This is a genomic window from Actinoplanes siamensis (assembly GCF_016862395.1).
GTDB classification, from domain to species: domain Bacteria; phylum Actinomycetota; class Actinomycetes; order Mycobacteriales; family Micromonosporaceae; genus Actinoplanes; species Actinoplanes siamensis.
On sequence record NZ_BOMW01000014.1, the window covers coordinates 106,286 to 132,683 of the forward strand.

The following is a 26,398-nucleotide window of genomic DNA, read 5'->3' on the forward strand; positions in this document are numbered from 1 at the left end:
CACTCCGCAACCGGACGGCAACGCTCAGACTTTTCGGCGATATGTCGATAACAACATCGTGAAATCGCAGGTACGACGGCTGTGGCCGGTCCTCGGCGCGTTGACCGCGTGCGTCCTCGGCTTCCTGCTGCTCCGGCAGGTCGCCACCAGCGCTTTCAACGGCCTCGAGGCCCGCCAGGTGGCGCAGGACGCCGATCGGATCCGGATCGGACTCGACGGCCAGGCCCGGCTGCTGACCGCGTTCGGTGTGACCAACAGCATCTGGGACGACGTCTACTACGCCATCGGCCGGGACGACGACGAGATGTTCCTGGCCGACTTCCCCCCGGACACCCAGCATGGCACGAACGGTCTCGACGGCATCCTCGGCATCGGGCCCGACGGCGGCGTCCGCGTCGGCGGCCTGACCACCGATGACGACAATTTCGGCCCGATCCCGGCCGGACTCGACGACCCGGCCCTGCTCAAGAAGCTCTACGACCCGTCCGCCCCGGCCGGGACCCCGACCTGTGGGGTGCTGTCGGCGGGCGGCGGCTACCTGTTCTGTGGTCTCGGCGCGTTTCCCAGCAGCGGCGAGGGCACCCCGTCCGGGGGCTTCATCCTGCTCAAGCAGTTGAACGGGGACCGGCTCGGCGCGCTCGGCAAGGATCTCAACCTGAGCATCGGCCTGGTCGGCGGCGTGCGGGCGAAGGCGATCGCGCAGCCCACGCTGAGCAGCACGATCGGCCCGGTCGAGGTGCACACCGCGGTCCTCGGCGCGGACCGGATGGCGGTGGACGCGACAGTCGCCACCGTCGACGACGGCGGCCTGACCCTGGAGGCGGTGCAGCCCCGGCCGATCTACGCGGCCGCGACCAGCACGGCGTGGCGGCTGTTCGGCCTGATGGCGGTCGCCACGGTGCTGCTGGTCGTGCTGATGCGCTGGTCCACCCGCCGCGCGCTGCGGACCCGGGTGCGGCCGCTGCGCGAGACCACCGAGCGGATCATCGCCTCCGGCGACCACACCCTGCGGATCAACGCGACCGGCACGGACGACCTCGCGGCGCTGGGTCGGGCGGTCGACGGGATGCTCGACAAGATCTCGGCGAACGAGGAGCAACTGCGCACCGAGCAGGAGCAGCGGCAGCACGAGCTGCAGGCGGCCCACGAGGAGCAGACCGCCGCCCAGCGGGAGGCCCAGCGGGCCGCCCGGGAACTGGTCACCGGCACGTCGACGGTGGTCAGCGGCCAACTCGCGGACGTCTCCGAGCGGGCCGGGACGGTCTCCGCGGTCGCCGCCAGGATCGAGGGGCAGGTCGCGGACGTACGGGCGGTCGCCGGTCGCCTGCTCACCGGCAACGCCGCCGCCACCGAGGCGGTCGGTACCCTGCACGCCAGCCTGCGCCGGGTCGACGAGGTGGCCCGGTTCATCGGCGGCATCGCCAAGCAGACGAACCTGCTCGCCCTCAACGCCACCATCGAGGCGGCCCGGGCGGGGGAGGCCGGCAGGGGCTTCGGCGTGGTCGCCGACGAGGTGAAGACCCTCGCGCTGACCACCGCGGAGTCCACCCAGACCATCAGCACCACGCTGGACGAGCTGAACGAGCACGTCACAGCGGTCGTCGAGATCATGACGAAGATGAGCGACGCGATCACCGACATCGACGTCACGACGGCGCGGGCGCAGAGCATGACCGCCGAACAGGCGAACACGCTCGGTGCGCTGACCGGGCAGGTGTCGGCGGCGATCCGCCGCCTCGACGACCTGGCGGTGTGACAGGTGCCGGCCGGCGGGGCCGGCCGGCACCCGGACCGGTCACGCCCGCCCGGCCACCTGGGCCAGCAGCTGCTCGCAGAAGGCCGGCAGGTCGTCGGGCTTGCGGCTGGTGACCAGCGTCCCGTCGACGTGCACCTGCTCGTCGACCCAGGTGCCGCCGGCGTTCGTCACGTCGGTGCGCAGGCTGGGCCAGCTGGTCAGCGTCCGGCCCTTGACGGCGCCCGCCTCGACCAGCGTCCACGGGCCGTGGCAGATCGCGGCGACCGGCTTGCCGCTGGCCACGAAGTCCCGGACGAACCGGACCGCTGTCGGGTCGGTGCGCAGGAAGTCCGGGTTCGCGACGCCGCCGGGCAGGACCAGGGCGTCGTACGAGGCGACGTGCGCGTCCTTGACCAGCTTGTCCACCGCGTACGTCCCGGCCTTGTCGAGGTGATTGAGGGCCTGGATCTCACCGTCCTTGATCGAGATCAGTTCGGCGGTCCCGCCGGCGTTCTCGACCGCCTTGCGGGGTTCGGTGTACTCGACCTCCTCTACGCCGTCGGTGGCGAGGAAGGCGATGCGTTTGCCGTGAATGTCGTCAGCCATGCGCGTCGGGTTCCCGGCGCGCGATCGGGTAAACCTGGCCGTGCCGGTATGCGTCCGGCATGACCTTTCCCGGCGCCGCCGCTTTCCCGGTGATGTGGAGCGGCTCGTCGGCAACGTGATCGCCGCCCGCGGCCACCGCCACGGAGCGCGCGACCGGGAGGACGCACCCGGGTGACGGCGGCGCACCCGGCGGGGCTTCACAGCACGACCGGGTGGCCGTCCGCGCGGGGGTCGCTAGCCGCGGCCAGCATGCCGTCGCGGAGGCGGGCCACCTGCACGTGACCGGCGTCGTCGTGCCGCTCCGCGGTCGTCTCCACGACCAGGCCCAGCTCGCCCGCCACGGACCGCAACCCGGCCGCGCCCGGCGTGCCCGGCTCCAGCAGCAGCGTCGGGGCCGCCCGGTCGATCTCCTCGGCCCCGATCACCCACCGGGGCCTGGCCAGCAGCCCGTCCAGATCCGTCGCGGCGAGCACGTCGGTGGCGACCTGGGCGAGGATCCACGGCTGCGACCGCCCGCCCTGACAGCCCAGCGCCACCACGGTGCCGCCGTCCACCGCGAGAGTGGGGCAGAGCGTGTGCGGGGGCCGCGCGCCCGGCGCCAGCCGGGCCGGGTGCGCCGGGTCGAGGCGGAACGAGGACCCCCGGTTGTGCAGGACGATGCCGGTTTGCGGCTCCAGCAGCCCGGACCCGAAGCTCTGGAAGACGCTCTGGATCAGCGTGACCGCGGTGCCGTCGGAGTCCACGGCGGCGACCGCCACGGTGTCACCGGCCGGCCGTGGCCCGGTCGCGACGTCGCCGGCGGGCCGGCCGGTGGCCGGGCCGCGCAGCAGCAGGCCGTCCAGGTCGACCGGCCCGGTTCGCGGGTCGCCGAGCAGCCGGTCCCGGACCAGCCGGGCGCGGTGCGCGTCGGCCAGCAGGGCCGGCGAGCCGGCGATCGCCAGGAACGTCGCGCCCTGCACCGGCGGCGGTGCGGCGTACCAGGTCACCCCGCCGGCCACCCGGCTCAGCGGTTCGGCCACCTCGGCCCGGTGCGCCGCGAAGTCCGCGGCGGACAGCGGGCTGCCCAGCGCGGCGAGACCGGCGACCAGGCGGTCCGCCAGCTGTCCGGAGTAGAACGACCGCCAGTCGGCGGCCAGCGCGTCGAAGGTCGCCGCCAGCGCCGGCTGCACCAGCGTGCCGACCGGTTCGCCGTCGCGGCCGAGCAGCAGGGCGGACAGGCCCGGATCGGCGCGGATGTCGTCGAGCCGGCGGAGAACGGCCCGCCGCAGGCCGCGGCTGACCGGCGCCCCACCCGCCGCGGCCTCCCGGGCCGGGGCGAACAGGCCGGCCAGCGGCAGCCGGGCGCCGAGCCCGGCGATCGCGGCCCACCCGGCGACCACGCCCGGCACGGTCACCGTCTGCGGCCCGCCGGACGGCATGCGCGGGCCGGCGGCGCGCAGCGCCTCGATGTCGGCCGCCGCGGCGGCCGCCCCGATGGACAGCACCGCCCGTGGCGCCTGCCCGGCCGGCCGGACGACGGCGACCAGGTCGCCGCCGACCGAGCACTGGTGCGGATAGACCACGGTGAGCGCCGCCGCGGCCGCCAGCGCCGCGTCCAGCGCGTTGCCGCCGGCGGCCACCACGGCCCGCGCGGCCTCGGCGGCGGCCGGATGCGGAGCGGCGAGCGCGACCGCCGTCATCTGTCGGTTCCGGGTGTGGGGCGCACGGATCGGAACTGTACCGGCGGGGTCACGCCACCCACGATCTGCCGGGCGGGCGCCGTCATGGGGGCCTTGCCGACAATGCTCGTCGCATGATCAGGCAGGGTGCCGTGCCTTCGGGCGACGACTGTTCCGGTATGCCGGTCCAGCGACCGCCGGCGATGGTCGTGACGACGCCTGCGGTCAGGTGGCGTAGTCCGCGGCGACCCGGCGGAGGTCCGGGTCGCCGCTGTCCCCGGCCCAGCTGGTCAGCCGTGCCAGCATGGCCCGCGAGCTGTGGTCCCCGAGGTGGTCGAGCAGTTCGGCGAGGCGGCGGCACTCGGACGCGCCGCACGCCGGGTCCGCCAGGCGATCCGCCACGATCCGCCGGAGCCGCACGGTGACCTGGTCGCGCCGGCCCGCCGCGACCGCCTTGCGCGCGCGGCCGGCGAAGCGCAGCGACATGGCCCGGTCGACGAGCAGCGGGAGCAGGTCCGGAACGTCCTCGGGATGCTCCCGCAGGAACTCGAGAGCCGCGCCGACCTCGGAAGGGTCCGCGTCGCGCGCCTGGTCCAGCGCCCCGGCCAGGATCTCCCGGCGCGCCGCCGGATGCCTGTGGAACTCGTCGCGTGCGGCCAGCATCTCCGCCCGGGCGTCCAGGTATCGCGTCCACCGCCTGCGATCGTTCACGACACCTCCTGCGCGGAGCCCCCACTCTAGGAGAGCCGCACCACACCGTCGTCGATTGACATGTCAACTACGTCTTGGCCTGGTTGACACGTCAGTCAAAGGAAGGCGCTGTCCTGAGTGGTCTGGAATTCGGCCCGGTACACCTTCGGCGCCGTGCCGCTGCCCGCCGCGGGCGAGTGGTGGTCCCAGTCTTTTTCGGATCTCGGCGGAGCGGCCTGATTGGTGGGTGATCTTCCGGGTACAAGCTCGGCCGTGCTGATCGAACCGCCCGACCTGCCCCTGCCCGGGCACGGCGCCACCGCTGAACGTTTCCGCAGCCTGACCGCGTTGGGCCGGGCCGATCTGGTCGCCTGCCGAATCGCTGAGGGGCATGCCGACGCGGTCGCGATCCGGGCCGAGCTGGGCGACGCCGGGCAGAGCGGGGGCCGCTGGGGTGTCTGGGCCGAGGTTCCCTCGTCGGTACGGGCCGAGCGCGGCCCCGAGGGGTGGCGGCTCTCCGGCGACCGCCCGTGGTGCCCGGGAGCGGCCTGGTGCACCGACGCGCTGGTGACCGCCGTCGCCGAGGACGGCATCCGGCTCTTCGCGGTGCGCAACGAGGGGCCGTTCGTGCAGCCGCTGGACGGCACCTGGCCGGCGATCGGCATGGCCGGCAGCGACAGCCGCACGGTCCGGTTCACCGGCGCCCCGGCCCGTCCGGTCGGCGGTCCCGGCGAGTACGCCGGCCGCCCCGGCTTCTGGCACGCCGGGATCGGGGTCGCCGCCTGCTGGTTCGGTGGCGCCCTGGGGGTCGCGGACACGCTGCTCGCCGCGGCCCGCCGCAAGGGACTGAACCCGCACGCCCTGGCCCATCTGGGCGCGGTCGACGTCGCCCTGGGCGCGGCCGGCGCGGTGTTGGCCGACGCGGCGGCCCGGATCGACGCCGACCCGGAGGCCGACGCGCGCCGGCTCGCCCTGCGCGTGCGCTCGACAGTCGAGGCGGCCGCCACCGAGGTGATCGACCGGGTCGGCCGGGCGCTCGGCGCCGGCCCGCTCTGCCAGGACCCCGGGCACGCGCAGCGGGTCACCGACCTGACCGTCTACCTGCGACAGAGCCGTGCCGAGACGGACCTGGAACAGCTCGGCCGGGCGCTGTCCGTGGAGGATCCGCGGTGGTGAGGCGCCGGCCATCCCGGCCACGAGACGGCTGGCCGCGCCGCCGCACCTGCCCACCGGCTTCACCCGCCCGTTCGAGGTGATCTTCGACGGCGCGGGCGGATCTCCGGCGGTCATGACAGGCTGACGTCGTCGAACCAGACCACGCCGGTGTTGTCGCCGGACTTCAGGTGCAACTGCACCCCGGCGGCTCCTCGCGGCGCGACCGTGTCGATGGACAGCTTCGTCCAGCCGGTCGTGCCCGGCGGCAGCCGCCGCGACGGGGTTTCGGAGATCCACTGGCCCTCGGCGCCGAACCAGCTCAGCGAGATCTCCGTCAGCCCGGTGGCGCGCGACCCGCGCGCCCAGGCCGACGCCGACCAGCGCTGGCCAGCCTGCACCGGGGTGACGGGGGAGATCCGCAGCGACGGCAACCCCCTGTCGGCGCGCCCGGTGCGGGCGAACCGCACCGACCGCCGGCCGGAGTGCGCGACCTCGCCCGTCTGCTGCGCCAGGCCGGCCTCCGGCAGGTTCTCCTGCCACGGCGAGTCGCTGGCCTTCTGCTCGAAGCCCAGGTTGAGCACCTCGTTGCCGGGTTCCCTGCCGCTCCACGCGGTCCGGACCACCGCCGCGGCCGGCTTGGCCGTGCCGTCGGTGCGGTAGAGGCCGAACTGGTACTGCGCGGGCAGCGTGGAGACCACCGAGTTGGACGGGATCGCGCCGTCGGCGAAGTCGGTGAGCGTCCACGGCGCCACCGAGTCCACCCCGGCCACCGCGGCCGCGCGGAACACCCGGGCCAGGTACGCCGCCTGCTCGCCGGCGCTGCTCGCGGTCGTGCTCAGTCCGGTCTCGCCGATCACCATGGGCTTCGGCGCGACCGCGGCCTTGGCCTTGCGGATGTCGGCCAGTGCCTGCTCCGAGGCGCCGTAGAAGTGGAAGTCGTAGTAGTCCAGCGCCACGGTGCCGAGCGTGCGCTTGAGCCGGGCCAGACCGGGCGGGCCGGCGTGCCCGTCGACCGAGAGGGTGAGCGGCATGCGCGGCGCGAACCTGCGGATCGCCGGAATCACCCGGCGCACCCACGTCATGGCCGCCCGGTCCGCCGGCGAGATCTCGTTCTTCACCTCGACCGCGATCACCCGCGGGTCGTCGGCGTACGGCCCGACCACGGCCTCGGCCCAGGCGGCGCTGCCCTGGACGTTGTCGTAGTCCGCCCACCAGTCGAACAGGGTCAGCTTCACGGCCAAGCCGTGCCGCGCGGCGGTGTGGATCATGTCGCCGAGCCGGTCCAGGTACTCCGGTTTCGGCTTCGGGAAGCCGAAGACCTGGGGGAAGACCACGATCCGTACGCTGTCCGCGCCGAGCCCGGCCGCCTTGGCCAGGTCCTTGTCCACCTGCTTCGCGTCGAACTGGGTCCACATCGCCGACCAGCCGGCGTCCGACGGGTAGTAGTTGATGGTCCGCGAGGTGCGGACCGCCTCCAGCCGGCTGCGCATGGTCGGGGTGGGGGCGGCGGCCTGGGCACCGGGTCCGGCGAGGGCGGGCACCGACGGCGCCAGGGCGCACGCGGTCAGCAGAAAGGACAGGGCGAGCGTACGGAACCGGGCACTGCTCATCGTGTACGGCGTCCCTTCACGTCGTCGAGGTGGCAGTGTCCGTTTCGGTAGGGAGCGGATCATCCGGAGTTCAGAGTGGTTGCGAACAGGAGTGCGTCCGGTGCCCCTACGATTGGCGTTCGTGCACCGGTCGCTCGAACGCATCGCCCTGATCTCCGACGTCCACGGCAACCTGACCGCGCTGGAGGCCGTGCTGGCCGACATCGACGCCCGCGGCATCGAGCTGATCTACAACCTGGGCGACTACGTGGGCAAGGGCCCGCGCGGCCGCGAGGTGGTGGAGCTGTGCCGGCAACGCTGCGCGGTGAACCTCCTGGGCAACTGGGACGACTTCCTGCCCGACCCGGCGCGCGCCTACGACAACGAGGCGATGGCCTGGTGGCTGGCGCAGCTCGGCCCGGGCCAGGCGGAGTGGCTACGTGGCCTGCCGTTCTGCCACGACTTCCGGATCAGCGGCCGTTGGGTGCGGCTCTTCCACGCCTCGGCGACCAGCGTGCACCACCGGGTCCGCTTCGACCACGACGAACAGCAGTTCCTGGAGATGTTCGCCAACACCCCGGCGACCGGCTCGCAGGTCACGCCGGCGGTCGTCGGGTACGGCGACACGCACGACCCGTTCTACGAGGTGGGCCCGGGCGGCCGGACGCTGTTCAACACCGGCAGCGTCGGCAACTCGATGGACGATCCGACCCCGGTGTACGCGATCGTCGAGGGCGTTCCGGACTCCCCGGACCCGGCGCCGTTCTCGGTGCAGTTCGTCCGGGTGCCCTGCGATCAGGAGGCCGAGATCGCCGTGGCGGCCCGGCTCGGCATGCCGGAGCTCGACGGCTACATCTCCGAGCTGCGCCACGGCATCTACCGCGGAAAGATGCACGACCCGGCCGCGCCCACCTACCACCGGCGGTGATCCGTCCGCGGCCTTCCCGGTCACGATCCGACGGCGCTGGCACGCGATGAGCCCGCTCCCGGGGCGCACCCTGACGCCGTCACCCCGGCGCGGGGCGGAACCTCGCTGTCGTCTCCTGCCCGGAGCTTGCGCGCGCGGGACCGGTTCTCCCGCGTCCCGTCACGTGTTGGCGTTGCGGGCGGCGACGGCCCAACGGCCGACCGGCTCGCCGGCGGAGACGACGACCAGCTCGTCGGCCAGGTTGACGGTGGCGCAGACGTGGTTGGGCACCACCCGCAGGATCTCGCCGAGCCGGGGGAGCGGCGCGCCCTCCGGGAACATCACTGTGGCGTGGTGCTCGGAGAGAGCCGTGATCCGGGCGTCGGGGTGGTCCAGCAGGCGGCCGAAGCCGGTGGCCCAGGTCTGCCGGTCGGCGCCGAGGACCTTGCTGCCGGCGTCCACGATCACCTTCCGGCGGGAGCGGCTCACCACCGTGGACGTCACGGTCAGGGCCACTTCGTCCCAACCGCAGGTGCCGAGCTCGACCTGCTGGGCGTCGCCGAAGACGTAGACGCCGGGACGCATCTCGGTGAGCGACGCGGAATCGGTGAGCGCCGCGGTCGGGGTGGAGCCACCACTGCGGACACCCGCGTCCAGGCCGAGCGCGGTCACCGTGCCGGCGGCCCCGGTCAGCGCGGCCGCCTCCTCCTCCGTCACCCGGCCGGACCGTCCCGGGCCGTAGGCGTGCCCGGGGAACGTGAAGACGCCGCGTACCTCCAGTCCGGCTTTCTGCGCCTCGGCGGCGATGCCGCCGGCCTCGGCCGGCGCCACGCCGCTGCGATGATGCCCGCTGTCCACCTCGACCAGGATCTCCAGGCCGGGCACGGCTCGGGCCAGGGCCTCGGCGCTCTCGGCGGAGTCGACGCCGACCCGCAGCGCCACCCGGGCGGCCAGCGCGCGGAGCCGGGCGGCGCGCTGCGGCGAGGGCCAGACGGGGTACGCGATGAACAGGTCCCGGATCCCGGCGTCGGCGAAGACCTCGGCCTCGCTGATCGTGGCGACGGTGAGCCCGGCCGCGCCCAGCTCGATCTGGCGCCGGGCGATCTCCACGCACTTGTGGGTCTTGGCGTGCGGCCGGAGGGCCAGCCCGCGTGCGGCGGCGGAGGCGGCCATGGTCCGCAGGTTGCGGTCGAGGACGCCGGCGTCCACGGTCACGCAGGGGGTGGGCAGATCGGCGAGCAAGACGGCCTCCCGGGGTCGCGCGGCGGCCGGCCTCCGCGGCCACCGTCCCCATCCTTGCCGATGCCCCGGGCCCGCCGCGCCGGGGCGGCTGTGGCCGCGCCCTGCCCGCTGTACCGCCGCCCTTCGCCGCCCTCCGACGCGAGAAAAAATGTGATGGAAGGACTTGGCACTCCTCGCGTGGGAGTGCTAGAAAATTAACTGTCGCTGCTGGTGGATCGCGGTGATGAACCCGCGAGACCGCCCGCGGTGACCTCGGCATATTTGATCTTTAGCCGAGCGCCACGTGCCCGCCGGAGACGCCGGTGGGCAGTCAAGAGGAGGTGTTCGTGGTGCTGACTTTCGATCCCTTCCGGGAGTTCGACCGCCTCGCCGGGCAGATGTTCGGCACCGGTTCCGCTGTCAACGGCGCCGCCGGCCTGGGGATGCCGATGGACCTGTACCGATCGGGTGACCACTTCGTCCTGCACTGCGATCTGGCCGGCATCGACCCGGGTTCCGTCGAGATCGACGTCGACCGGCGGGTTCTGACGATCCGTGCCGAGCGTTCCGCCCGCACCGACGACGACGTCCAGTGGCTGCGCCGGGAGCGCCCCACCGGCACGTTCGAGCGCCGCATCTCCCTCGGCGACGGCCTCGACCTGGACCGCATCGCCGCCACCTGGCAGGACGGCGTCCTCACCCTCACCATCCCGGTCGCCGAGGCCGCCAAGCCCCGCCGCATCTCGATCACCACGGGCGACAAGCGTGAGGTCACCGCGGCCGACCGCCCCGAGATCGTCGAGGGCTCCGTGGCGCCCGTGCCCGCCCAGCCCTGAAGCACGCGGTCCGGGGCGAGAGATGCTCCCGCCCCGGACCGTCGACACCGCCGGCCCCGGGCCGCGCCGCAATAGCGCGGCCCGCGTCCGCACCGCCACGCCGGGCGGGTCCGGCTACCGCCGGCGGGTGGAGACCGGCGCGGCGGTCTCCGCGAGGCGGCCGCCGGCCAGCCGCAGCCAGCGCGTCACCCCGATCTCCGCCAGGAACCGCTCGTCGTGGCTGACCACGACGAAAGCCCCCCGATAGGCGCTCAACGCCGCCTCGAGCCGGCCCACACTGTCCAGATCGAGGTTGTTGGTCGGCTCGTCCAGCAGCAACAACTGCGGCGCCGGAGCACCGAACAGCACACACGCCAGCGTCGCCCGCAACCGCTCCCCGCCGCTGAGCACCCGCACCGGCAGATGCGCCCGGGTACCCCGGAACAGGAACCGGGCCAGCAGGTTCATCCGCTCCGCGTCCGGCAGCGAGGACGCCCACGCCGCCAGACTCTCCGCGACGGTGAGCGACGGATCGAGCAGGTCCAGCCGCTGCGACAGGTAGGCCACCCGCCCCTCCGCGCGGGCCAGGAAACCCGAGTCCGGCGCCTGGTCACCGTTGATCAGCCGCAGCAACGTCGACTTGCCGGCCCCGTTCGGGCCCACGAGCGCGATCCGTTCCGGTCCACGGATGTCCAGATCCGCGCCGCCGCCGGAGAAGACCGGCTTCCCGTCGTACGAAACCAGCAACCGCTCCCCGTGGAACACCGTGCGCCCGGCCGGAACCATGGTCTCCGGGAGCTCCAGGACGATCTTGTCGTCCTGCCGCGCCGCGCGCGACGCCTGGTCCAGGCGCGCCTTGGCGTCGCCGACCCGGTTCGCGTGCGTCTCGTTGGTCTTCGCCGCGGAAACCTGCGCCTCCCGTTCGAGTCCGCCGGCCACGATCCGGGCCAGCCCGGCGTCGGCGAGATTGCGCGACGCGGTCGACGCCCGCCGCGCGGCCCGTTCCCGCGCCTGCTGCATCTCGCGTCTCTGCCGTTTGAGGTTCTGCTCGGCGTTGCGCACCTGCCGCTCCGCGACCTCGCGTCCGGCCCGGACGGTCTCCGCGTAGGCGGTGAAGTTCCCGCCGTACCACCGGATCTCGCCGTGGTCGAGCGCCGCGATCCGGTCCATCTCGTCCAGCAGCGCCCGGTCGTGGCTGACCACCAGCAGACAGCCGGTCCACCCGCGCAGCACCTCGGTCAGCCGGTCCCGCGCCGGCCCGTCGAGGTTGTTCGTCGGCTCGTCGAGCAGCAGCACGTCCGGCCGTTTCAGCAGCTGGGCGACGAGCCCGAGGGACACCACCTGGCCGCCGCTGAGTGTGCCGAGCCGCCGGTCCAGCGCGATCCCGCCGAGGCCGAGCCGGTCCAGCTCGGCGCGGGTGCGCTCCTCGACGTCCCAGTCGTTGCCGATCGCGGCGAAATGTTCCTCGGCCGCGTCGCCGGACTCGATGGCGTGCAGCGCGGCCAGCGCCCGGTCCACGCCGAGCACCTCGGCGACGCTCTGCCCGGCCTGGAACGGCAGATGTTGCGGCAGGTAGCCGAGCACACCGTCGACGACGACGCTGCCGCCACCGGGCGTGAGCTCGCCGGCGATCAGGCGGAGCAGGGTGCTCTTCCCGGAGCCGTTGGCGGCGACCAGGCCGGTGCGGCCGCCGGGCACGGAGACGTTCAGATCGTCGAAGACCGGGGTGTCATCCGGCCAGGAAAAGGACAGACTGGTGCAGACGATAGACATGCGAAGGCCTTAGGTGTACGAGAAACCGCCGGTTGTCAGGGAACGACGAAATGGGCCACGCGGACGGCGCGGTGAATCGCGCACGTCGGTGGCCGCATCGGGGGATTCACCCCGAAATGTCGTCGTCCACTGACACCAGGAGCTCCGTTTCTCGAACCGTCCCGATACTACCGCGCCACCACCCCTGGACACTCGCGTCACACCTCGCCCGTCGCGCCTCAACCCCCGGCCGGCCCCGCAGGTCGCGCACCGCCCCCTTCGCTGCCGGCCCGCACCCGGCGGCCGGCGGTCAGGGGGACTCGACGGTCCGGACGCACCTGCCTGTGCCAGCCGTCCGCTCGCGGCCGGCACAGGCGGGATGTGTCGGGGCGGGGCTCAGGGCGTACCGCGGGAATCGGCTTCCCGGGTTTCGAACTGCCCCTCCGAGCAGCGCACGATGATGTCGGCGACCCGGTGGACGGCGGGGGAGCTCTCCTGCGCGCGGGTCGCGATCGCCAGTTCCACCGCGGGCGGATCCACCAGCGGGACATAGGCGACACCGTCCAGCGCGAGCCTGCGCACCGGCTCCGGCACCAGCGCCACCCCGAGACCGGCCGCGACGAACACCACCAGGGTCGCGGTCTCGCCCACCTCCATCGTCGAGGCCGGTTGGAACCCGGCCGCCGCGCAGGCGGCGAGCACGTGCTCGTGCATCGACGACCGATGGCCGGAGAAGTGCGTGACGAACGGCTCGGCGGCCAGTTCGGCCAGGTCGATGCGGGACCGGTCGGCCAGCGGGTGCCGCTCGGGCAGGACCGCCACCAGCGGCTCGGCGCGCAGCACCCGCAGGTCGAAGGGCCGCCGCTCACCGTCGGGCCGGAGCACGACCAGGTCGTACGTGCCGTCGGCGAGACCGTCGACCAGTGCCGGGCTGAGCAGCTCGCCGTGCGGCTCCAGGCGCACGTCCGGCAACTGCCGGCGGACCTCCCGGGTGGCCAGCGGGAGCAGGTCGTACGTCGCGGTGCCGATGAATCCGACCGACACCCGCCCGGCCCGGCCGGCGGCGACCAGCGCCATGTCGGCGGTGGCACGCTCGGCCGAGCCGAGCACCGCGCGGGCGTGCTCGGCGAACCGGCGGCCCGCCCCGGTCAGCTCGACCCGCCGGGTGGTGCGGCTCACCAGCTCCACGCCGAATTCCCGCTCCAGCTGTTTGACCTGCTGGGACAGCGCCGGCTGGGCGATGTGCAGGCGGTCCGCGGCCCGGCCGAAGTGTCGTTCCTCGGCGAGGGCGGCGAATGCGCGCAGGTGCCGCAGTTCCATGCATCCACATTATCAATCGCGCGTGATTCAGTATTGGCCTCGATCGGTGCGGTCGGCCTACGTTGGGGGGCATGACTTCCGCGTACCTCTACGCCGCGGCCCGCACCCCGTTCGGCCGGTTCGGCGGCGCTCTCGCCGAGGCCCGTCCCGACGACCTGGCCGCGGTGGCCCTGCGGGGCGTGCTGGACAAGGTTCCGGACCTGGACCCGGCGGCGATCGGCGACGTCGTGTGGGGGTGCGCCAACCAGGCGGGCGAGGACAACCGCAACGTCGGCCGGATGGCCGTGCTGCTCGCCGGCCTGCCCGTCACGGTGCCGGCCAGCACCGTCAACCGGCTCTGCGGGTCGTCGCTGGACGCGGCGATCATCGGGTCGCGGGCGATCGAGTCCGGCGACGCGGACGTGGTGGTGGCCGGCGGCGTGGAGTCGATGACCCGGGCGCCGTGGGTGCTGCCGAAGCCGTCAAAGGTGTTCCCGGCCGGCGACGTGACAGCGGTGTCGACGACTCTCGGCTGGCGGTTCGTCAACGAGAGGATGCCGCCGGAGTGGACCGTCTCGCTCGGCGAGTGCAACGAGCTGCTCGGCGAGAAGTTCGGGATCTCCCGGGAGCGGCAGGACGCGTTCGCCGCCCGCTCGCACGTGCTGGCGCACGCGGCGTGGGAGGACGGGTTCTACGCCGGCCTGACCGTCCCGGTCGGGGAGCTCACCCGCGACGAGGGCATCCGGCCGGGCAGCGATCCCGGCAAACTGGCCGGGCTCAAGCCGTCGTTCCGCCCGGACGGGACGATCACCGCGGGCAACGCCTCGCCGCTCAACGACGGGGCGGCCGCGGTCCTGCTCGGCTCCGAACGTGCCGCTGACCGGATCGGATCAGCGCCGCTCGCCCGGGTCGCCGGCCGCGGCGTCTCCGCGATCGAGCCGACGATGTTCGGCTTCGCGCCTGTCGAGGCGGCCGGCCGGGCGCTCGCCCGCGCCGGGATCACCTGGGCGGACGTCTCCGCGGTCGAGCTCAACGAGGCCTTCGCGGTGCAGTCGATCGCGTGCGTGGACGCCTGGGACATCGACCCGGACATCGTGAACGCCAAGGGCGGCGCGATCGCCATCGGACATCCCCTCGGCGCCTCCGGCGGCCGCATCCTGGGTACGCTCGCGGCCCGGCTCCAGGAGTCGGGCGGCCGCTACGGCGTGGCCGCCATCTGCATCGGGGTGGGCCAGGCTCTCGCCGTGGTCCTGGAGAACGTGGCATGACGGCTGCCCGGATCTGCGACTCCCCAGCGGAGGCGGTGGCCGGGATCGAGGACGGCTCGACCATCCTGATCGGCGGGTTCGGTCTGGCCGGCATGCCGGTGCGGCTGATCGACGCGCTGATCGACCAGGGCGCGACAGACCTCACGGTGGTCTCCAACAACGCCGGCAACGGTGACACCGGACTTGCCGCCCTGCTGGCCAAGGGTCGCGTACGCAAGATGATCTGCTCTTTTCCCCGGCAGCCGGACTCCTGGGTGTTCGACGGCCTCTACCGGGCCGGCAAGATCGAGCTCGAGGTGGTGCCGCAGGGCAACCTCGCCGAGCGGATACGTGCCGCCGGCGCCGGCATCGGGGCGTTCTACTGCCCGACCGGGGTGGGCACGCCGCTGGCCGAGGGCAAGGAGACCCGGGACATCGACGGGCGGACCTACGTCCTGGAGTATCCGATCCGGGGCGACGTCGCGCTGATCGGCGCCCACCGGTCGGACCGGATGGGCAACCTGGTGTACCGCAAGACCGCCCGTAACTTCGGCCCGGTGATGGCGACCGCCGGAGAGCTTGTCGTCGCGCAGGTCAGCGAGGTGGTCGAAACCGGTCAGCTGGATCCTGAAGTGATAGTGACCCCGAGCATCTACGTCGACCGGGTGGTGGCGGTGTGAGCCTGTCCGAGCACGAGATGGCGGCGCTGATCGCCCGCGACATCGAGCCGGGGTCGTTCGTCAACCTCGGCATCGGCCGGCCGACGCTGGTCGCCGACCACCTGCCGGCCGGCGCGGGCATCGTGCTGCACACCGAGAACGGCATGCTCAACATGGGGCCGGCGGCCACCGGCGACCAGGCCGACCCAGATTTGATCAACGCGGGCAAGGTGCCGGTGACCGAGCTGCCCGGTTCGGCGTACTTCCACCACGCCGACTCGTTCGCGATGATGCGCGGCGGCCACCTGGACGTCTGCGTGCTCGGCGCGTTCCAGGTCTCCGCGCGGGGCGACCTGGCCAACTGGCATACCGGCGAGCCGGACGCGATCCCGGCGGTCGGCGGCGCGATGGACCTCGCCGCCGGCGCGAAGCGGGTCTACGTGATGATGACGCTGTTCACCCGGGACGGCGTGCCGAAGCTGGTGCCGGAGTGCACGTACCCGCTGACCGGCGTGGGCTGCGTCGACCGGATCTACACCGACCTGGCGACGTTCGTGATCACCGACCGGGGGGTGGTGGTGCGGGACACTTTCGGCATCTCGTTCGAGGAGCTCAGCGTACGTCTGCCGGTGCCGCTGGTGGACCGGCCGGACCAGCCGGCACCCCGGCCGGTCCGTGGTGCGTCACAACCTGCGGGCGATTCGCCGCGCCGATCCTGACCCTCTTCCGCCGCACGTCGCGCCGGCAGGCCCGCCTAGAGGCCGGCGGCGCGCGCCTCGGTGTGCAGGTTCTCCGCGGCCCCGACGAGCTCCTTGAGGTTCTGGGCGGCCGACGAGAGCGTCACATAGACGTGATCCACACCCGCCGCCTCCAGGGCGAGGATGTCCTCGACGACCTGCTGGACGCTGCCCGTGTAGGGCTGGCGGCCCGCCGTCGGCACCTCGGCCAGGCTGCGCATCCCGAGCTGGAAGGCGCAGCCGATGCCGGCGGGGTCGCGTCCCGCCTCGGCGGCCTGTGCCCGGATGCCGGCCAGGATCTCGCCGACCCGCCGCGGTGGCACGCCGGTGGGCAGCCACCCGTCGGCGCGGCGGGCGATGCGACCCAGCGCCGTCCGGTTCGACCCGGCCAGGAAGACCGGCACGCGCCGGGCCGGCTTCGGATTCACCCTGCTGGGGGCCAGGTGGTACCGGTCGGTGGTGTACGAGACCGGGTCCGGTCCCCAGACGGCCGCCGCGATGTCCAGGAACTCGTCGAGCGCCTTGCCGCGCTCACCGATCGGGCGCGGCGCGGTCGCCTCGAACTCGTCGATCGACCACCCGCTGCCCAGCCCGGCGATCACCCGGCCCCCGGCCGCCGCGTCCAGCGCGGCCAGCGTGCGGGCCAGCCGGAACGGCAGGTGCAGGCCAGGCACGAGCACCCCGGTGCCGAGCTCGGCGCGGCTGGTCACGGCCGCCGCCAGGGTCAGCGTGACCAGCGCGTCAGTGGTGTGCGAATAGCTCTGCGGCCAGGCCAGGTCCGGGATCCCGTAGAGACCGTGCGCGCCGCTGGTGTCCTCCGGCGCGAGGATCCGCTCGTACGCCCAGAGGCTGTCGAAACCGATCTCCTCGGCCACTCGCGCGAACTCGGTGACGTCGTGCGCCAGGTCGTACCGGCTGGTCTGGGGAAGGGTGACACCAAGTCGCATGCCGGCAGCGTAGCGAGCGATCATCCACTGAGGATCGGTATTCTGGACGGCATGCGACGCCATCTCGCGCCGGGTTTCCCCTGCTCCGCCCCGGCCGCCTCGATCCTCGCGGTCCGGGTGCCGTATAGGGCGGTCTTCGCCCCGGCCGCGCTGCTGGTCGCCCTGGCCACGCGGACGGTCGCGTCCAGCCGGCGCGCCTGGTGATGCGCCTGGACCTGGTGACGCTGATCGTCGACGAGTACGACCCGGCGATCGCGTTCTTCACCGAGGTCCTCGGGTTCGAGCTGGCCGAGGACTCGCCCTCGCTGACCAACGACGGCCGGCCGAAGCGCTGGGTCGTCGTGCGCCCGCCCGGCGCCCAGACGGGCCTGCTGCTGGCCCGGGCCGACGGCGACCGCCAGCGCGCCGCGGTCGGCGAGCAGCTGGCCGGCCGGGTCGGTTTCTTCCTGCGGGTCGACGACTTCGATGCGGCTCACCGGCGGATGCTGGACGCCGGCGTGGTGTTCGTCCGCGAACCGCGCCGCGAGCCGTACGGCCGGGTCGCCGTCTTCCTGGACATCGCCGGCAACCGCTGGGACCTTCTCGGCGACTGAGCATCCGGCTGGGTTCCGTCCGGCTCGCCGGGCCCGAAACGCGAATAGTCTTTCAGGCACCTCATCGATCTCGGAAGTGTCAACACCGGATGCGTGCATCCCTCAACGTCCGCCTTAGCAAGGCTGGGATCGCACCGCTCGACGTGTGTACCGATCCCGGGCGATATGCGCCAGCCAAGCCGCGACTGTCCACCGATCTGAGCAGCGCGAAACGGGCTCGCAGAGCGCTTCGGCACATCTGGGCGTCATTCGGTCTCGGCGTTACGCTCAACGGCATGATCGGTGCGGTGGTATTTGATGTGGGCGAATGCCTAGTCGACGAGACTCGCGAGTACGGAACTTGGGCCGATTGGCTTGGCGTACCTCGACACACTTTCTCCGCGATGTTCGGTGCGGTGATCGCACAAGGCCGTGACTACCGAGAGACGTTCCAGGCCTTCCGGCCGGGCTTCGACTTGACGGAAGAGCGGGAGCGGCGCGTCGAGGCTGGCCAGCCCGAGTCATTCGACGAGCACGATCTCTACTCGGACGTGCGCCCAGCACTGAGCGCCCTCCGGGCCGCTGGCTACTGGGTCGGCATCGCTGGAAACCAGACGACCCGCGCGGGGCGGATCTTGCGGTCGCTTGATCTGCCTACCGACATGATCGCAACTTCGGACGATTGGGGGGTCTCGAAGCCGGACGTAGGGTTCTTCGAGGCCCTGGCGAAGGAAACGCCATGCAGCCCGGGAGAGACGCTCTACGTCGGCGACCGGCTGGACAATGACATCCGGCCGGCCGCAGCGGCAGGTTTCAAGACTGCGTTGATCAAACGAGGTCCGTGGGCAACCATCCAGCAGCACGATCCGGACTCGGCCCAGCTACCGACCATGCGGATCTACTCGCTGACAGAACTCCCCGATCGAATCGCGGCGCTCAACGCTGCAACGCGCTGAGCGTGGTCTGCCAGCTGTAGAGGCGGTCATCGACCTTACGGACGAAGTCGGTGTCCGCCCACGGGTGCAGAGCATGACGCACCTCGCGAACGCGTTCCATTCCGGTCGCGTACCAGGTGTTCGCCAACTGATCGAGGGCCTCGTGGATGCGCACGCAGGCGACCTCCGGCTTCTCCTGGGCGACGTCAACCGCCGCGAGATCAGCAAGGATGACGGTCCGTTGCTTGCCTTCATCGGGGAGCAGGCCGGACAGGGCTGCGGTGAGCGTTTCGCGCGCCTGCGCGTATCGACCGGCCTTCAGCTGAGTGTTCCCTTTGAACGCGGCGAGCCGGGCTGGAGAGAACCAGGTGAACCACTCCGGTGAGCTGCGGTCGACGTTTTCCCCAAGGGTCTCCTCGGCGTGAGCAATGACGCGTAGCGCATCGGCGTGGTGTCCACAAATGGACTCGCACTCGGCTTCGACAGCATCGATCCAGGCGAAGAAGTTCGGGGTGGCGTTGCCTCGGCGAGCGTAGGTGCGCGCGGCGCGAAGTCGCTCGGCGGCTTCGTCGCGGCGCTGCGCCCAGCCGGGAATGAACGCGGCGTGCGCAAGAACGGCTGCGCCGAGAAGTGCGTCATCCTACCGCCCCGGCTCCGCCGATCTTCCCCTTGTCGTGGGTCTTCTGCATGACATCGCGGCCATGAAGTGTCCGCCCGTCGATCTCCGCCGCGCGGAGGTCCGTTGGGCTGATTACGTTGACCAGCCAGCAGCGGCAGAGGAACTCGCCGGATCATCACTACTTCACACCGACTGGAACGACACCAACGTTCTGATCAGCGACCGCGCCCGACTCGTCGACTGGGGATGGGCCACGCGTGGCGCGCCCTGGCTAGATCCTGCGCTATGGGTGATCTGGTTGATCGCTTCCGGGCACAGTCCATCGGCAGCGGAACAGTGGGCAGGGAAAGTCGCGACCTGGTCGAGCGGATCACCAGAGTCAGTTACCCGGTTCGCGTCGGCCAACGCCCGTTTCTGGGCGAGCGAAGGCGAACGGACTCAGGACGCATGGACCCTCCGCCTGGTCAATGCGTCTGCAAGCTGGGCTGCGCACCGCCGCAGCCTGGAGATCTAACCGACCACGCGATCAAGTCCTGGCGTCGGCCTTCGGCCGTCCGCTTGCCGGCGGACGGGTCCAGGGAACAGAGCCGGCGCCCTTCACCGCCCGTCTCGGCGGGGATTATCCCCGTGGTGCCTGCCGAGCCGGGTCAGCTTCAGCCCGCCGTTGCTCGCTGTCTGCGACACCCCTAGGCGGGCTGAGGGCGACCGTCCCCCGGTCGCAAGGAAGGCCCGGACTGCCACCAGCGGCAGCGTCCGAACGCTCGCCGGAACTACGGCCGGGACGGGGCGAGCCGTCACGGATGCGGCAGCCAGTAAGAGCGTCTCGACTACGGCTGTGAACGCCGCCCGGCGGCCCGGCCACGACGTGATGGCACATCCGGCCAGGTGCGAAGCGTTTGCGGGTCCGGCTGCGGCTCATGGTGCCGAAAGGTCTCGGATGACCGATGCTGGAGATGGTCCCCGGTAAGCCCCGTCCGGCGAATCTTCCGGAAAGCTACGCGGCCTCCGGGTGGGGTTCGCGGGCCGTCGCGTCGCGCGCCGGCCGGAGGCGGGCGCGCAGCCCGGCCAGGCCGCCCGGGACGAAGTACACCGCCAGGACGAACAGCGTGCCGAGCACGAACAGCGGTTCGCCGAGCGGCCCGGGCAGTCGCCCGCCGAGCCGGGCCAGCCGCTGGTCGAGGTAGGCGTAGAGGATGCCGCCGGCGAGCGCGCCCCAGCGTGTGCCGGCGCCGCCCAGGACCGCCATCACGATCAGCGCGAGCGTGAGGTCCGAGGACGCGACGTGCGGCGAGGCGCCGCCGACGACCAGGGCGTGGACCACGCCGCCGAGGGCCGCCAGAGCGGCGGCCAGAACAACGGCCAGGAGCTTTATCTTGTACGGCGACAGGCCCACCACCGCCACCCGGCGCTCGTCGTCGCGCAGCCCGGTCAGTGTGCGCCCCAGCGGCGCCCGGTCGACGGCGTGCACCACCAGCGTCACGACCACCAGCGTGGCCAGCGCCAGCCAGTACAGGTTCACCGTGTTCGTCACCCCGACCAGCGCGTCCGGCAGCCCAGCGGTCCGCATCGGCAGGCCCTCCTCGCCGCCGGTCAGCCCGCCCGGGTCCCGGTTCACCAGGATGTGCCCGACCTCCGCGAAGGCCAGCGTCACCATGGAGAACGCGATGCCGGAGGTGCGCAGCGCCACCGAGCCGAGCAGCGCCGCGAGGCCCGCCGCGGCGAGCACGGTGACCGCGGCGGCCGGCCACAACGCCCAGCCGTAGTGGCTGATCAGGATGTCCACGCCGTACGCGCCGGCCGCGATGTAGAGCGCGTGACCGAAGGAGAGCAGCCCGGCCCGCCCGAACAGCAGGTCGTAGCCGAGCGCCAGCGCTCCGAACACCAGGCAGACCGCGAGCAGTTGCAGCGTGCCGGGGGAGTTCAGCGGCCCGTCGAAGAGGCCCGGCACGTCGAGCGTGGACCAGGGCAGCGCCGCGGCCGCCACCAGCAGGGCCAAGGGCACGAAGCGGGTCACGCCGCGACCGCCTTTCCCGCGATGCCGGCGGGGCGCAGCAGCAGCACGACGGCGAGCAGGGCCACCACGCTGACGTCCCCGGCGCCGGCCGCGCCGTAGTAGTTCACGAACTGCTGGAGCAGGCCCACCCCGGCCGCGGCGACCGCGGAGCCGGTGACCGAGCCGAGCCCGCCGATCACCACCACGATGAACGCGAAGATCAGCAGCGAGACGCCCTGACCGGGGGAGACCGAGGTGAAGTACATGCCGCCGAGGATCCCGGCCAGCCCGGCCAGCGCCCCGCCGATCGCGAAGACCAGGGTGAACGCGGTGCGGACGTCGATACCGAGCGCGCGGACCATGGCCCGGTTCTCCACGCCGGCCCGGATCACCAGGCCGTACCGGGTGAACCGGAGGAACGCCAGCAGCGCCACCAGCACCAGCACGGCCGCGCCGATCAGCAGGAACCGGTCGTCGGGCACCTGCGCGCCGAGCACCCCGGTGACGTGCGACGCCCATTCCGGCCGGGGGAAGACCCGGGCGTCGGCGCCCCACACCGACTGCAGCAGGGCCACCCCGGCCAGCGACAGCCCGACGGTGACCAGCACCTGCTCGGTGTGCCGGGTGTAGAGCGGGCGGATCAGCACCAGCTCGGTCAGCGCTCCGGTGGCGGCGGCCGCGGCGACGCCGGACACCACCGCGAGCGGCAGCCCGAGGTGCGGGGCGGCCCACCAGGTGACGTACGCGCCCACCGACAGGAACAGGCCGTGCGCGAAGTTGAGCACCCCGGCCAGGCCGAACACCAGCGACAGACCGGAGGCGATCAGGAAGTACAGCGCCGCCAGGCCGAGCCCGGTCAGCGTCAGCAGAACCACGGTGGACATGCTCAGTGCCTCCCGACGCCGAGTAGGGAACGCGTCGCCTCGCCGTCGTCGAGCAGTTCGCCGGCCGCGCCGCGCCAGGCGACCCGGCCGGCCTCGACCACCACGGCGTCGGTGGCCAGACGGCGGACCACCGCGAGGTTCTGCTCGACCAGCAGCACCGGCACCCGCCCGGCGACCCGGGCGAGCACCGTGGCGACCGCTGTCACCACGGCCGGGGCCAGGCCCTTCGTAGGCTCGTCGACGAGCAGCAGCCGGTTCGGGTTGAGCAGCACCCGGGCGATGGCGACCATCTGCTGCTGGCCGCCGGACAGCGTGCCGGCGCGCTGCCCGGCGCGGGTCGCGAGTTCCGGGAACAGCTCGTGGACCAGGGCGTAGTCGGGATCGGGGACCCGCTCGGCGAGGCGGAGGTTCTCCGCGACGGTCAGACCCGCGAAGACACCGCGATCCTCCGGTACGTACGCCAGCCCGTCCCGGACCAGGCGATGCGTGGGACGCCCCAGGATCTCCCGGCCGTCGTAGGCGACGCTGCCGGTGGCCGGCAGCTCCCCCAGGATCGCGCGCAGCGTGGTGGTCTTGCCGGCGCCGTTGCGCCCGAGCAGCGCTGTCACCCCGGCCGGCGCCACGTCGAAGGTGACGCCCTGCAGGATGTGCGACCCACCGAGACGCACCGACAGGCCGGCCACCCGCAGGACCGGTTCCCGGCTCACAACCCCTCCCCGAGGTACGCGTGCTGGACGAACGCGTCGGCCATCACCGCGGCCGGGGTGTCGCACGCCAGCAGCGCCCCGTGGTGCAGCACGGCGACCCGGTCGGCCAGGTCGAGCACCACGTCCATGTGGTGCTCGACCATCAGCACGGTGCGGCCGGTGCCCGCGGTCAGGCCACGGATCACCTCGACCAGGGCGGGCACGTCCTCGGCGCTCACGCCGGCCATCGGCTCGTCGAGCAGCAGCACCCGCGGGTCGCCGGCGAGCAGCAGCGCGATCTCGAGCTTGCGCTTCTCCCCGTGGGCCAGGGAGCCGGCGGTGCGGCCGGCGCGGTGCTCCAGTCGTACCTCCGCGAGGATCTGCGCGGAGCGGACCGTGACGTCGCGGTCGGAACCGCGACGCCAGGCCCGCAGCGCGCCGCCCCGGCGTGCCTGCACGGCCAGCGCGACGTTCTCCGTGACGGTCAGCGAGCCGAAGACCGCGGAGGTCTGGAAGGTCCGGCCCAGCCCGCTGCGGGCCCGGCGGTACGGCGCCAGCCCGGTCACGTCCCGCCCGCCCAGCAGGATGCGTCCGGAGGTGGGCCGGCGCAGCCCGCTGATCAGGTTGAACAGCGACGTCTTGCCGGCGCCGTTCGGGCCGATCAGCGCGACGAACTCGTCCGGCGCCAGGTGCAGGGTCACATCGTCGACGATCGGCACCGCGCCGATGCGCCAGGACACGCCCTCGACGGCGAGGACCGTCATGGTCAGCCCTTCATCGCGGCGGCCGGGGGAGCGGTGTCGTCCGGGCTGACCGTGCCGGTCAGCGTGGCGGCTCCGCCGGTCAGCCTCGCCTGGAACATCGGCTGCAGCAGCGCGTGGTCCTCGGGCCGGACGGTGAGAGTGCCCTTGACCGAGTCGAAGCTGTAGCCCTCCAGCGCGGTCACCATCGTGTCCGCGTCGTCCGGGCTCGCGGTCAGCGCGTGCACGATCATCTGGGCCGCGGCGAACCCGTCCGGGTGGAACAGGTCGGTCCGCCCGCCCGGCACGGCCGCCTTGAGCGCCTGGTAGGCCGGGTTGTCGGCAGCGCCGTCGAAGTAGTGCGCGAGCAGGTTCAGCTTGTCCGCGCCGGCGCCGAAGCCGGCCCAGCTGGCGTGGATGTCCAGGCCGGTGACGACCTTGCTGCCGGCCAGGACGCCCTGCTGGTCGAGCGCCTGCCACATGGCCCCGGCGGTGGCGCCGGCCCAGGCGACGAAGACCAGGTCCGGATCGGCGGCCTTGATCTGGCTGGCGAACGGGGTGAAGTCGGTGGCGCTGGCCGGGACGGCGACGCTGGTGACGCCGGTTTTGATCACCGCCCGCACGGCATCGACGTTGGACTTGCCGAACGCGGAGTCCGGCGCGAAGACGACGACCTTGCGCCCGTCGCCGAGGAACGCCTTCGCGGTGAGAACGTCCTGGTAAGACTGGCGACCCGAGCGGAACGTGTACCTGTTAGCCCCGGTGATCGCGTCGGTCGCGGCCGGCCCGGACACGAAGAGCACTTTGTTCTCCGCGGCCAGCGGCGCCACCTGCAGCGCCACGCCGGAGCTGGTGGAGCCGGCGAGCACCCGGCAACCTTCGCCGATCAGATCTTTGGCCGCGGACACCGCCTTGACCGGGTCGCCGGCGTCGTCGGTCCAGCTGACGTCGATCGTACGGCCGCCGATCTTGTTCGTGTTGTTCGTCGCGTACGCCAGGCCGGCCTTGAAGCCCTCCGCGTACTGTGCGCCGTAGCTGGCCAGCGGCCCGGACTGGGAGTACACCACGCCGACGGGTATCGACGAGCCGTCATCGGCGGCCTGCTTCGGGCTGCCGCATCCGCTCACGGTGACCACGGCGGCGGTCAGCACGGCGCCGAGCCATGCCCGCCGGGATGTCGACAAAGAACTCATCGAACGCCTTCCGTCAAGAATCTGCCTCGTGTGGCAGACACGCTAGGAGCGTCGATGTGACGAAGGCCATCCACGGCGTTCACACGGGCCGCCCGCCCGAAGTGTGGTCCGGCCACATATTCGTGGTGGTCGGCGGTCCGTACGGTCACCGGCATGACGACGGCACGGGTGGTCGATCTCGACCTGACAGGACGTACCGCGCTGGTGACCGGCGCGGGCAGCGGCATCGGGCGCGCCTGCGCCGAGCGCCTGGCCGCGGCGGGCGCCCGGGTGCTCGCGGTGGACATCGACGAGCGCGCGGCGAAGGAGGTGGCCGCGGCGATCGGCGGGCGGTCGCTGGCCGCCGACCTGTCCGACCTGACCGCTGTCGACGCGCTGCCGGCCCGGGTGGACGTGCTGGTCAACAACGCCGGGCTGCAGGTGGTGGCGCCGCTGCCGGACTTCCCGCCGGACAAGTTCGCGCTGATCCAGCGGGTGATGGTGGAGGCGCCGTTCCGGTTGGTGAGACTGGTGCTTCCGCACATGTACGCGCGCGGTTGGGGCCGGATCGTCAACATCTCCTCGGTGCACGGGCTGATCGCGTCGCCGTACAAGGCCGCGTACGTCACCGCGAAGCACGGCCTGGAGGGGCTGTCGAAGGTCACCGCGCTGGAAGGGGCCGCACACGGGGTCACTTCCAACTGCGTCAACCCGGCCTTCGTACGGACGCCGCTGGTCGACAAGCAGATCGCCGACCAGTCGCGGGCGACGGGCATCGCCGAGTCCGACGTCGTCGAGAAGATCATGCTGGACCGGGCGGCGATCAAGAAGCTGATCGAGCCGGAGCAGGTGTCCGAGCTCGTGGCGTACCTGTGCAGCCCCCCGGCCTCGTTCATCACCGGCTCGTCGATCATCATCGACGGCGGCTGGACCGCGCACTGAGGAGACGCTTGTCGTGGACGAGATCGATGTTCCGGTGGCCGGCGGTTCGCTGCGGGCGCTGAGCTGGCCGGGGGACGGGCCGGTGGTGGTCGCGGCGCACGGGATCACCGCGAACGCGTTGTGCTGGGCGCCGGTCGCCCGCGCGCTGGGCGGGCGGGTCCGCCTGGTGGCGCCGGACCTGCGGGGGCGGGCGTCGAGCGCCGGGCTGCCGGGGCCGTACGGGATGGCGGCGCACGCCGCTGACCTGCTGGCGGTGGCCTCGCACTTCGGGGTGGGCAGGGTGCCGCTGGTGGGGCACTCGATGGGTGCTTTCGTGGTGGCGGCGACCGCTCTTCGTCATCCGGACCGGGTCGGGCCGGTGTTGCTGGTCGACGGCGGGGTGTCGCTGGGGGTGCCGGCCTCGGTGGACGTGGACGTGGCGTTGGAGGCGGTGATCGGGCCGGCGCTGCGCCGGTTGTCGATGACGTTCGCGTCCCCGGGCGAATACATCAGATATTTCCGGGAGAACCCGGCGTTCGATCGGTACTGGAGTCCCGACGTGGAGGCCTACGTGCTGCGCGACTTCACCGGCAGCGGCTCGTCCTGCGACATCGACGCGATCCGCGGCGACGCCGCCGACATGCTGCGCAACCCGCCTCCGGCGCCGTTCCCGCTGCTCTGGGCGCCGCGCGGCCTGATGGACCAGGAGCCGGGCCTCTACCGGGCCGACCAGCTCACCGGGGTGGACGCCGAACGGGTGCCGGACGTCAACCACTACACGATCGTCCTCGGCGCCGGCGCCGGCCGGGTGGCCGAGAGGATCCTCGCCCTGCTCTGACGCCGCCGCGACCCGCCGCCG

The 26,398-nt window shown here is 72.6% G+C and carries 26 protein-coding genes; 12 read left to right on the forward strand and 14 right to left on the reverse strand.

Annotation, left to right across the window (positions count from 1 at the left end):
• Positions 1–58 precede the first annotated feature (58 nt).
• Positions 59–1,756 (forward strand): methyl-accepting chemotaxis protein, encoded by a 1,698-nt coding sequence (locus tag Asi03nite_RS06945; protein WP_203677580.1) that lies wholly within the window; start codon positions 59–61, stop codon positions 1,754–1,756.
• 39 nt (positions 1,757–1,795) lie between these two features.
• Here the strand turns inward: Asi03nite_RS06945 and Asi03nite_RS06950 are convergent, their stop codons facing one another.
• The 3 genes from Asi03nite_RS06950 to Asi03nite_RS06960 all read right to left on the reverse strand — a co-directional run bounded on the left by Asi03nite_RS06950 (position 1,796) and on the right by Asi03nite_RS06960 (position 4,710).
• Positions 1,796–2,341 carry a type 1 glutamine amidotransferase domain-containing protein gene (locus Asi03nite_RS06950; RefSeq protein WP_203677581.1) on the reverse strand — a complete coding sequence of 182 codons (546 nt, stop codon included), beginning with the start codon at positions 2,339–2,341 and terminating at the stop codon, positions 1,796–1,798.
• Positions 2,342–2,538: 197 nt separating this feature from the next.
• Entirely contained in the window at positions 2,539–4,020 is a 1,482-nt protein-coding gene (locus tag Asi03nite_RS06955; RefSeq protein WP_203677582.1) for a gamma-glutamyltransferase, read from the reverse strand.
• 204 nt (positions 4,021–4,224) lie between these two features.
• Entirely contained in the window at positions 4,225–4,710 is a 486-nt protein-coding gene (locus Asi03nite_RS06960) for a hypothetical protein (RefSeq protein WP_203677583.1), read from the reverse strand.
• Positions 4,711–4,962: 252 nt separating this feature from the next.
• Between Asi03nite_RS06960 and Asi03nite_RS06965 the strand changes: the two genes are divergently transcribed.
• Complete coding sequence (locus Asi03nite_RS06965) at positions 4,963–5,865, forward strand: acyl-CoA dehydrogenase family protein (protein ID WP_239102498.1); 903 nt, start codon at positions 4,963–4,965, stop codon at positions 5,863–5,865.
• Positions 5,866–5,975: 110 nt separating this feature from the next.
• On the opposite strand, the gene Asi03nite_RS06970 is transcribed toward Asi03nite_RS06965, so the two are convergent.
• Complete coding sequence (locus Asi03nite_RS06970; protein WP_203677584.1) at positions 5,976–7,454, reverse strand: cellulase family glycosylhydrolase; 1,479 nt, start codon at positions 7,452–7,454, stop codon at positions 5,976–5,978.
• A 100-nt stretch (positions 7,455–7,554) separates the two neighbouring features.
• Here Asi03nite_RS06970 and Asi03nite_RS06975 point away from each other — a divergent pair, with 100 nt between their 5' ends.
• Positions 7,555–8,361: a metallophosphoesterase family protein gene (locus Asi03nite_RS06975; protein WP_239102499.1), complete on the forward strand. Its 807-nt coding sequence runs from the start codon at positions 7,555–7,557 to the stop codon at positions 8,359–8,361.
• A 159-nt stretch (positions 8,362–8,520) separates the two neighbouring features.
• On the opposite strand, the gene Asi03nite_RS06980 is transcribed toward Asi03nite_RS06975, so the two are convergent.
• Positions 8,521–9,582 (reverse strand): alanine racemase, encoded by a 1,062-nt coding sequence (locus tag Asi03nite_RS06980; RefSeq protein WP_203677585.1) that lies wholly within the window; start codon positions 9,580–9,582, stop codon positions 8,521–8,523.
• Between the two features lie 302 nt (positions 9,583–9,884).
• Here Asi03nite_RS06980 and Asi03nite_RS06985 point away from each other — a divergent pair, with 302 nt between their 5' ends.
• Positions 9,885–10,397 carry an Hsp20/alpha crystallin family protein gene (locus Asi03nite_RS06985; RefSeq protein WP_373872094.1) on the forward strand — a complete coding sequence of 171 codons (513 nt, stop codon included), beginning with the start codon at positions 9,885–9,887 and terminating at the stop codon, positions 10,395–10,397.
• Positions 10,398–10,511: 114 nt separating this feature from the next.
• Here Asi03nite_RS06985 and Asi03nite_RS06990 read toward each other — a convergent pair whose 3' ends face one another.
• Together Asi03nite_RS06990 and Asi03nite_RS06995 are read right to left on the reverse strand one after the other, a co-directional pair.
• Positions 10,512–12,149, reverse strand: coding sequence for an ABC-F family ATP-binding cassette domain-containing protein (locus Asi03nite_RS06990; protein ID WP_203677586.1), 1,638 nt, complete (start codon positions 12,147–12,149; stop codon positions 10,512–10,514).
• Between the two features lie 375 nt (positions 12,150–12,524).
• A complete protein-coding gene (locus Asi03nite_RS06995; RefSeq protein WP_203677587.1) occupies positions 12,525–13,448 on the reverse strand; it encodes a LysR substrate-binding domain-containing protein in 924 nt (307 codons plus the stop codon).
• Between the two features lie 71 nt (positions 13,449–13,519).
• Between Asi03nite_RS06995 and Asi03nite_RS07000 the strand changes: the two genes are divergently transcribed.
• Genes Asi03nite_RS07000 through Asi03nite_RS07010 form a run of 3 tightly spaced genes read left to right on the forward strand, consistent with a single transcriptional unit; the run spans position 13,520 to position 16,052 of the window.
• The gene (locus tag Asi03nite_RS07000; protein ID WP_203677588.1) at positions 13,520–14,695 is read left to right on the forward strand and encodes a thiolase family protein; all 1,176 of its coding nucleotides are present in this window, start codon (positions 13,520–13,522) and stop codon (positions 14,693–14,695) included.
• On the forward strand, positions 14,692–15,354 hold the full coding sequence (locus tag Asi03nite_RS07005) for a 3-oxoacid CoA-transferase subunit A (RefSeq protein WP_203677589.1): 663 nt from the start codon (positions 14,692–14,694) through the stop codon (positions 15,352–15,354). The genes Asi03nite_RS07000 and Asi03nite_RS07005 overlap by 4 nt, the downstream gene beginning before the upstream one ends.
• Positions 15,351–16,052, forward strand: a complete 702-nt coding sequence (locus Asi03nite_RS07010; protein WP_275409337.1) for a 3-oxoacid CoA-transferase subunit B — start codon at positions 15,351–15,353, stop codon at positions 16,050–16,052. Before Asi03nite_RS07005 ends, Asi03nite_RS07010 begins: the two co-directional genes overlap by 4 nt.
• A 35-nt stretch (positions 16,053–16,087) precedes the next feature.
• On the opposite strand, the gene Asi03nite_RS07015 is transcribed toward Asi03nite_RS07010, so the two are convergent.
• Positions 16,088–17,017 (reverse strand): TIGR03619 family F420-dependent LLM class oxidoreductase, encoded by a 930-nt coding sequence (locus Asi03nite_RS07015; RefSeq protein ID WP_203677590.1) that lies wholly within the window; start codon positions 17,015–17,017, stop codon positions 16,088–16,090.
• 203 nt (positions 17,018–17,220) lie between these two features.
• On the opposite strand from Asi03nite_RS07015, the gene Asi03nite_RS07020 reads away from it, so the two are divergent.
• Complete coding sequence (locus tag Asi03nite_RS07020; RefSeq protein WP_203677675.1) at positions 17,221–17,610, forward strand: VOC family protein; 390 nt, start codon at positions 17,221–17,223, stop codon at positions 17,608–17,610.
• 275 nt (positions 17,611–17,885) lie between these two features.
• Positions 17,886–18,545: an HAD family hydrolase gene (locus tag Asi03nite_RS07025; protein WP_203677591.1), complete on the forward strand. Its 660-nt coding sequence runs from the start codon at positions 17,886–17,888 to the stop codon at positions 18,543–18,545.
• Here the strand turns inward: Asi03nite_RS07025 and Asi03nite_RS39140 are convergent.
• The gene (locus tag Asi03nite_RS39140) at positions 18,526–19,119 is read right to left on the reverse strand and encodes an NsdA family TPR-like regulatory protein (protein WP_482866160.1); all 594 of its coding nucleotides are present in this window, start codon (positions 19,117–19,119) and stop codon (positions 18,526–18,528) included. The two genes, Asi03nite_RS07025 and Asi03nite_RS39140, sit on opposite strands and share 20 nt — an antisense overlap.
• Before the next feature lie 79 nt (positions 19,120–19,198).
• Here Asi03nite_RS39140 and Asi03nite_RS07035 point away from each other — a divergent pair, with 79 nt between their 5' ends.
• A complete protein-coding gene (locus Asi03nite_RS07035; RefSeq protein ID WP_203677593.1) occupies positions 19,199–19,657 on the forward strand; it encodes a hypothetical protein in 459 nt (152 codons plus the stop codon).
• 480 nt (positions 19,658–20,137) lie between these two features.
• On the opposite strand, the gene Asi03nite_RS07040 is transcribed toward Asi03nite_RS07035, so the two are convergent.
• Genes Asi03nite_RS07040 through Asi03nite_RS07060 form a run of 5 tightly spaced genes read right to left on the reverse strand, consistent with a single transcriptional unit; the run spans position 20,138 to position 24,639 of the window.
• Complete coding sequence (locus Asi03nite_RS07040) at positions 20,138–21,157, reverse strand: branched-chain amino acid ABC transporter permease (protein ID WP_203677594.1); 1,020 nt, start codon at positions 21,155–21,157, stop codon at positions 20,138–20,140.
• Positions 21,154–22,020 carry a branched-chain amino acid ABC transporter permease gene (locus Asi03nite_RS07045; protein WP_203677595.1) on the reverse strand — a complete coding sequence of 289 codons (867 nt, stop codon included), beginning with the start codon at positions 22,018–22,020 and terminating at the stop codon, positions 21,154–21,156. Before Asi03nite_RS07045 ends, Asi03nite_RS07040 begins: the two co-directional genes overlap by 4 nt.
• 2 nt (positions 22,021–22,022) lie before the next feature.
• Positions 22,023–22,727 (reverse strand): ABC transporter ATP-binding protein, encoded by a 705-nt coding sequence (locus Asi03nite_RS07050; RefSeq protein ID WP_203677596.1) that lies wholly within the window; start codon positions 22,725–22,727, stop codon positions 22,023–22,025.
• Positions 22,724–23,470, reverse strand: coding sequence for an ABC transporter ATP-binding protein (locus tag Asi03nite_RS07055; RefSeq protein WP_203677597.1), 747 nt, complete (start codon positions 23,468–23,470; stop codon positions 22,724–22,726). The genes Asi03nite_RS07050 and Asi03nite_RS07055 overlap by 4 nt, the downstream gene beginning before the upstream one ends.
• Positions 23,471–23,472: 2 nt before the next feature.
• Positions 23,473–24,639, reverse strand: a complete 1,167-nt coding sequence (locus Asi03nite_RS07060) for a substrate-binding domain-containing protein (RefSeq protein ID WP_203677598.1) — start codon at positions 24,637–24,639, stop codon at positions 23,473–23,475.
• A gap of 153 nt (positions 24,640–24,792) precedes the next feature.
• Between Asi03nite_RS07060 and Asi03nite_RS07065 the strand changes: the two genes are divergently transcribed.
• Positions 24,793–25,560 (forward strand): 3-hydroxybutyrate dehydrogenase, encoded by a 768-nt coding sequence (locus Asi03nite_RS07065; protein WP_203677599.1) that lies wholly within the window; start codon positions 24,793–24,795, stop codon positions 25,558–25,560.
• Between the two features lie 13 nt (positions 25,561–25,573).
• The gene (locus Asi03nite_RS07070) at positions 25,574–26,377 is read left to right on the forward strand and encodes an alpha/beta fold hydrolase (RefSeq protein ID WP_203677600.1); all 804 of its coding nucleotides are present in this window, start codon (positions 25,574–25,576) and stop codon (positions 26,375–26,377) included.
• Positions 26,378–26,398 lie beyond the last annotated feature (21 nt).

Excerpts from the sequence above, each read along its gene's own strand:
- Asi03nite_RS07065 (WP_203677599.1), top strand. The coding sequence starts at position 24,793 with ATGACGACGGCACGGGTGGTCGATCTCGACCTGACAGGACGTACCGCG.
- Asi03nite_RS06955 (WP_203677582.1), bottom strand. The coding sequence starts at position 4,020 with ATGACGGCGGTCGCGCTCGCCGCTCCGCATCCGGCCGCCGCCGAGGCC.
- Asi03nite_RS07000 (WP_203677588.1), top strand. The coding sequence starts at position 13,520 with ATGACTTCCGCGTACCTCTACGCCGCGGCCCGCACCCCGTTCGGCCGG.
- Asi03nite_RS07005 (WP_203677589.1), top strand. The coding sequence starts at position 14,692 with ATGACGGCTGCCCGGATCTGCGACTCCCCAGCGGAGGCGGTGGCCGGG.
- Asi03nite_RS06995 (WP_203677587.1), bottom strand. The coding sequence starts at position 13,448 with ATGGAACTGCGGCACCTGCGCGCATTCGCCGCCCTCGCCGAGGAACGA.
- Asi03nite_RS06970 (WP_203677584.1), bottom strand. The coding sequence starts at position 7,454 with ATGAGCAGTGCCCGGTTCCGTACGCTCGCCCTGTCCTTTCTGCTGACC.
- Asi03nite_RS06990 (WP_203677586.1), bottom strand. The coding sequence starts at position 12,149 with ATGTCTATCGTCTGCACCAGTCTGTCCTTTTCCTGGCCGGATGACACC.
- Asi03nite_RS07020 (WP_203677675.1), top strand. The coding sequence starts at position 17,221 with ATGCGCCTGGACCTGGTGACGCTGATCGTCGACGAGTACGACCCGGCG.
- Asi03nite_RS07025 (WP_203677591.1), top strand. The coding sequence starts at position 17,886 with ATGATCGGTGCGGTGGTATTTGATGTGGGCGAATGCCTAGTCGACGAG.
- Asi03nite_RS07060 (WP_203677598.1), bottom strand. The coding sequence starts at position 24,639 with ATGAGTTCTTTGTCGACATCCCGGCGGGCATGGCTCGGCGCCGTGCTG.
- Asi03nite_RS07015 (WP_203677590.1), bottom strand. The coding sequence starts at position 17,017 with ATGCGACTTGGTGTCACCCTTCCCCAGACCAGCCGGTACGACCTGGCG.
- Asi03nite_RS06950 (WP_203677581.1), bottom strand. The coding sequence starts at position 2,341 with ATGGCTGACGACATTCACGGCAAACGCATCGCCTTCCTCGCCACCGAC.
- Asi03nite_RS07055 (WP_203677597.1), bottom strand. The coding sequence starts at position 23,470 with ATGACGGTCCTCGCCGTCGAGGGCGTGTCCTGGCGCATCGGCGCGGTG.
- Asi03nite_RS07045 (WP_203677595.1), bottom strand. The coding sequence starts at position 22,020 with ATGTCCACCGTGGTTCTGCTGACGCTGACCGGGCTCGGCCTGGCGGCG.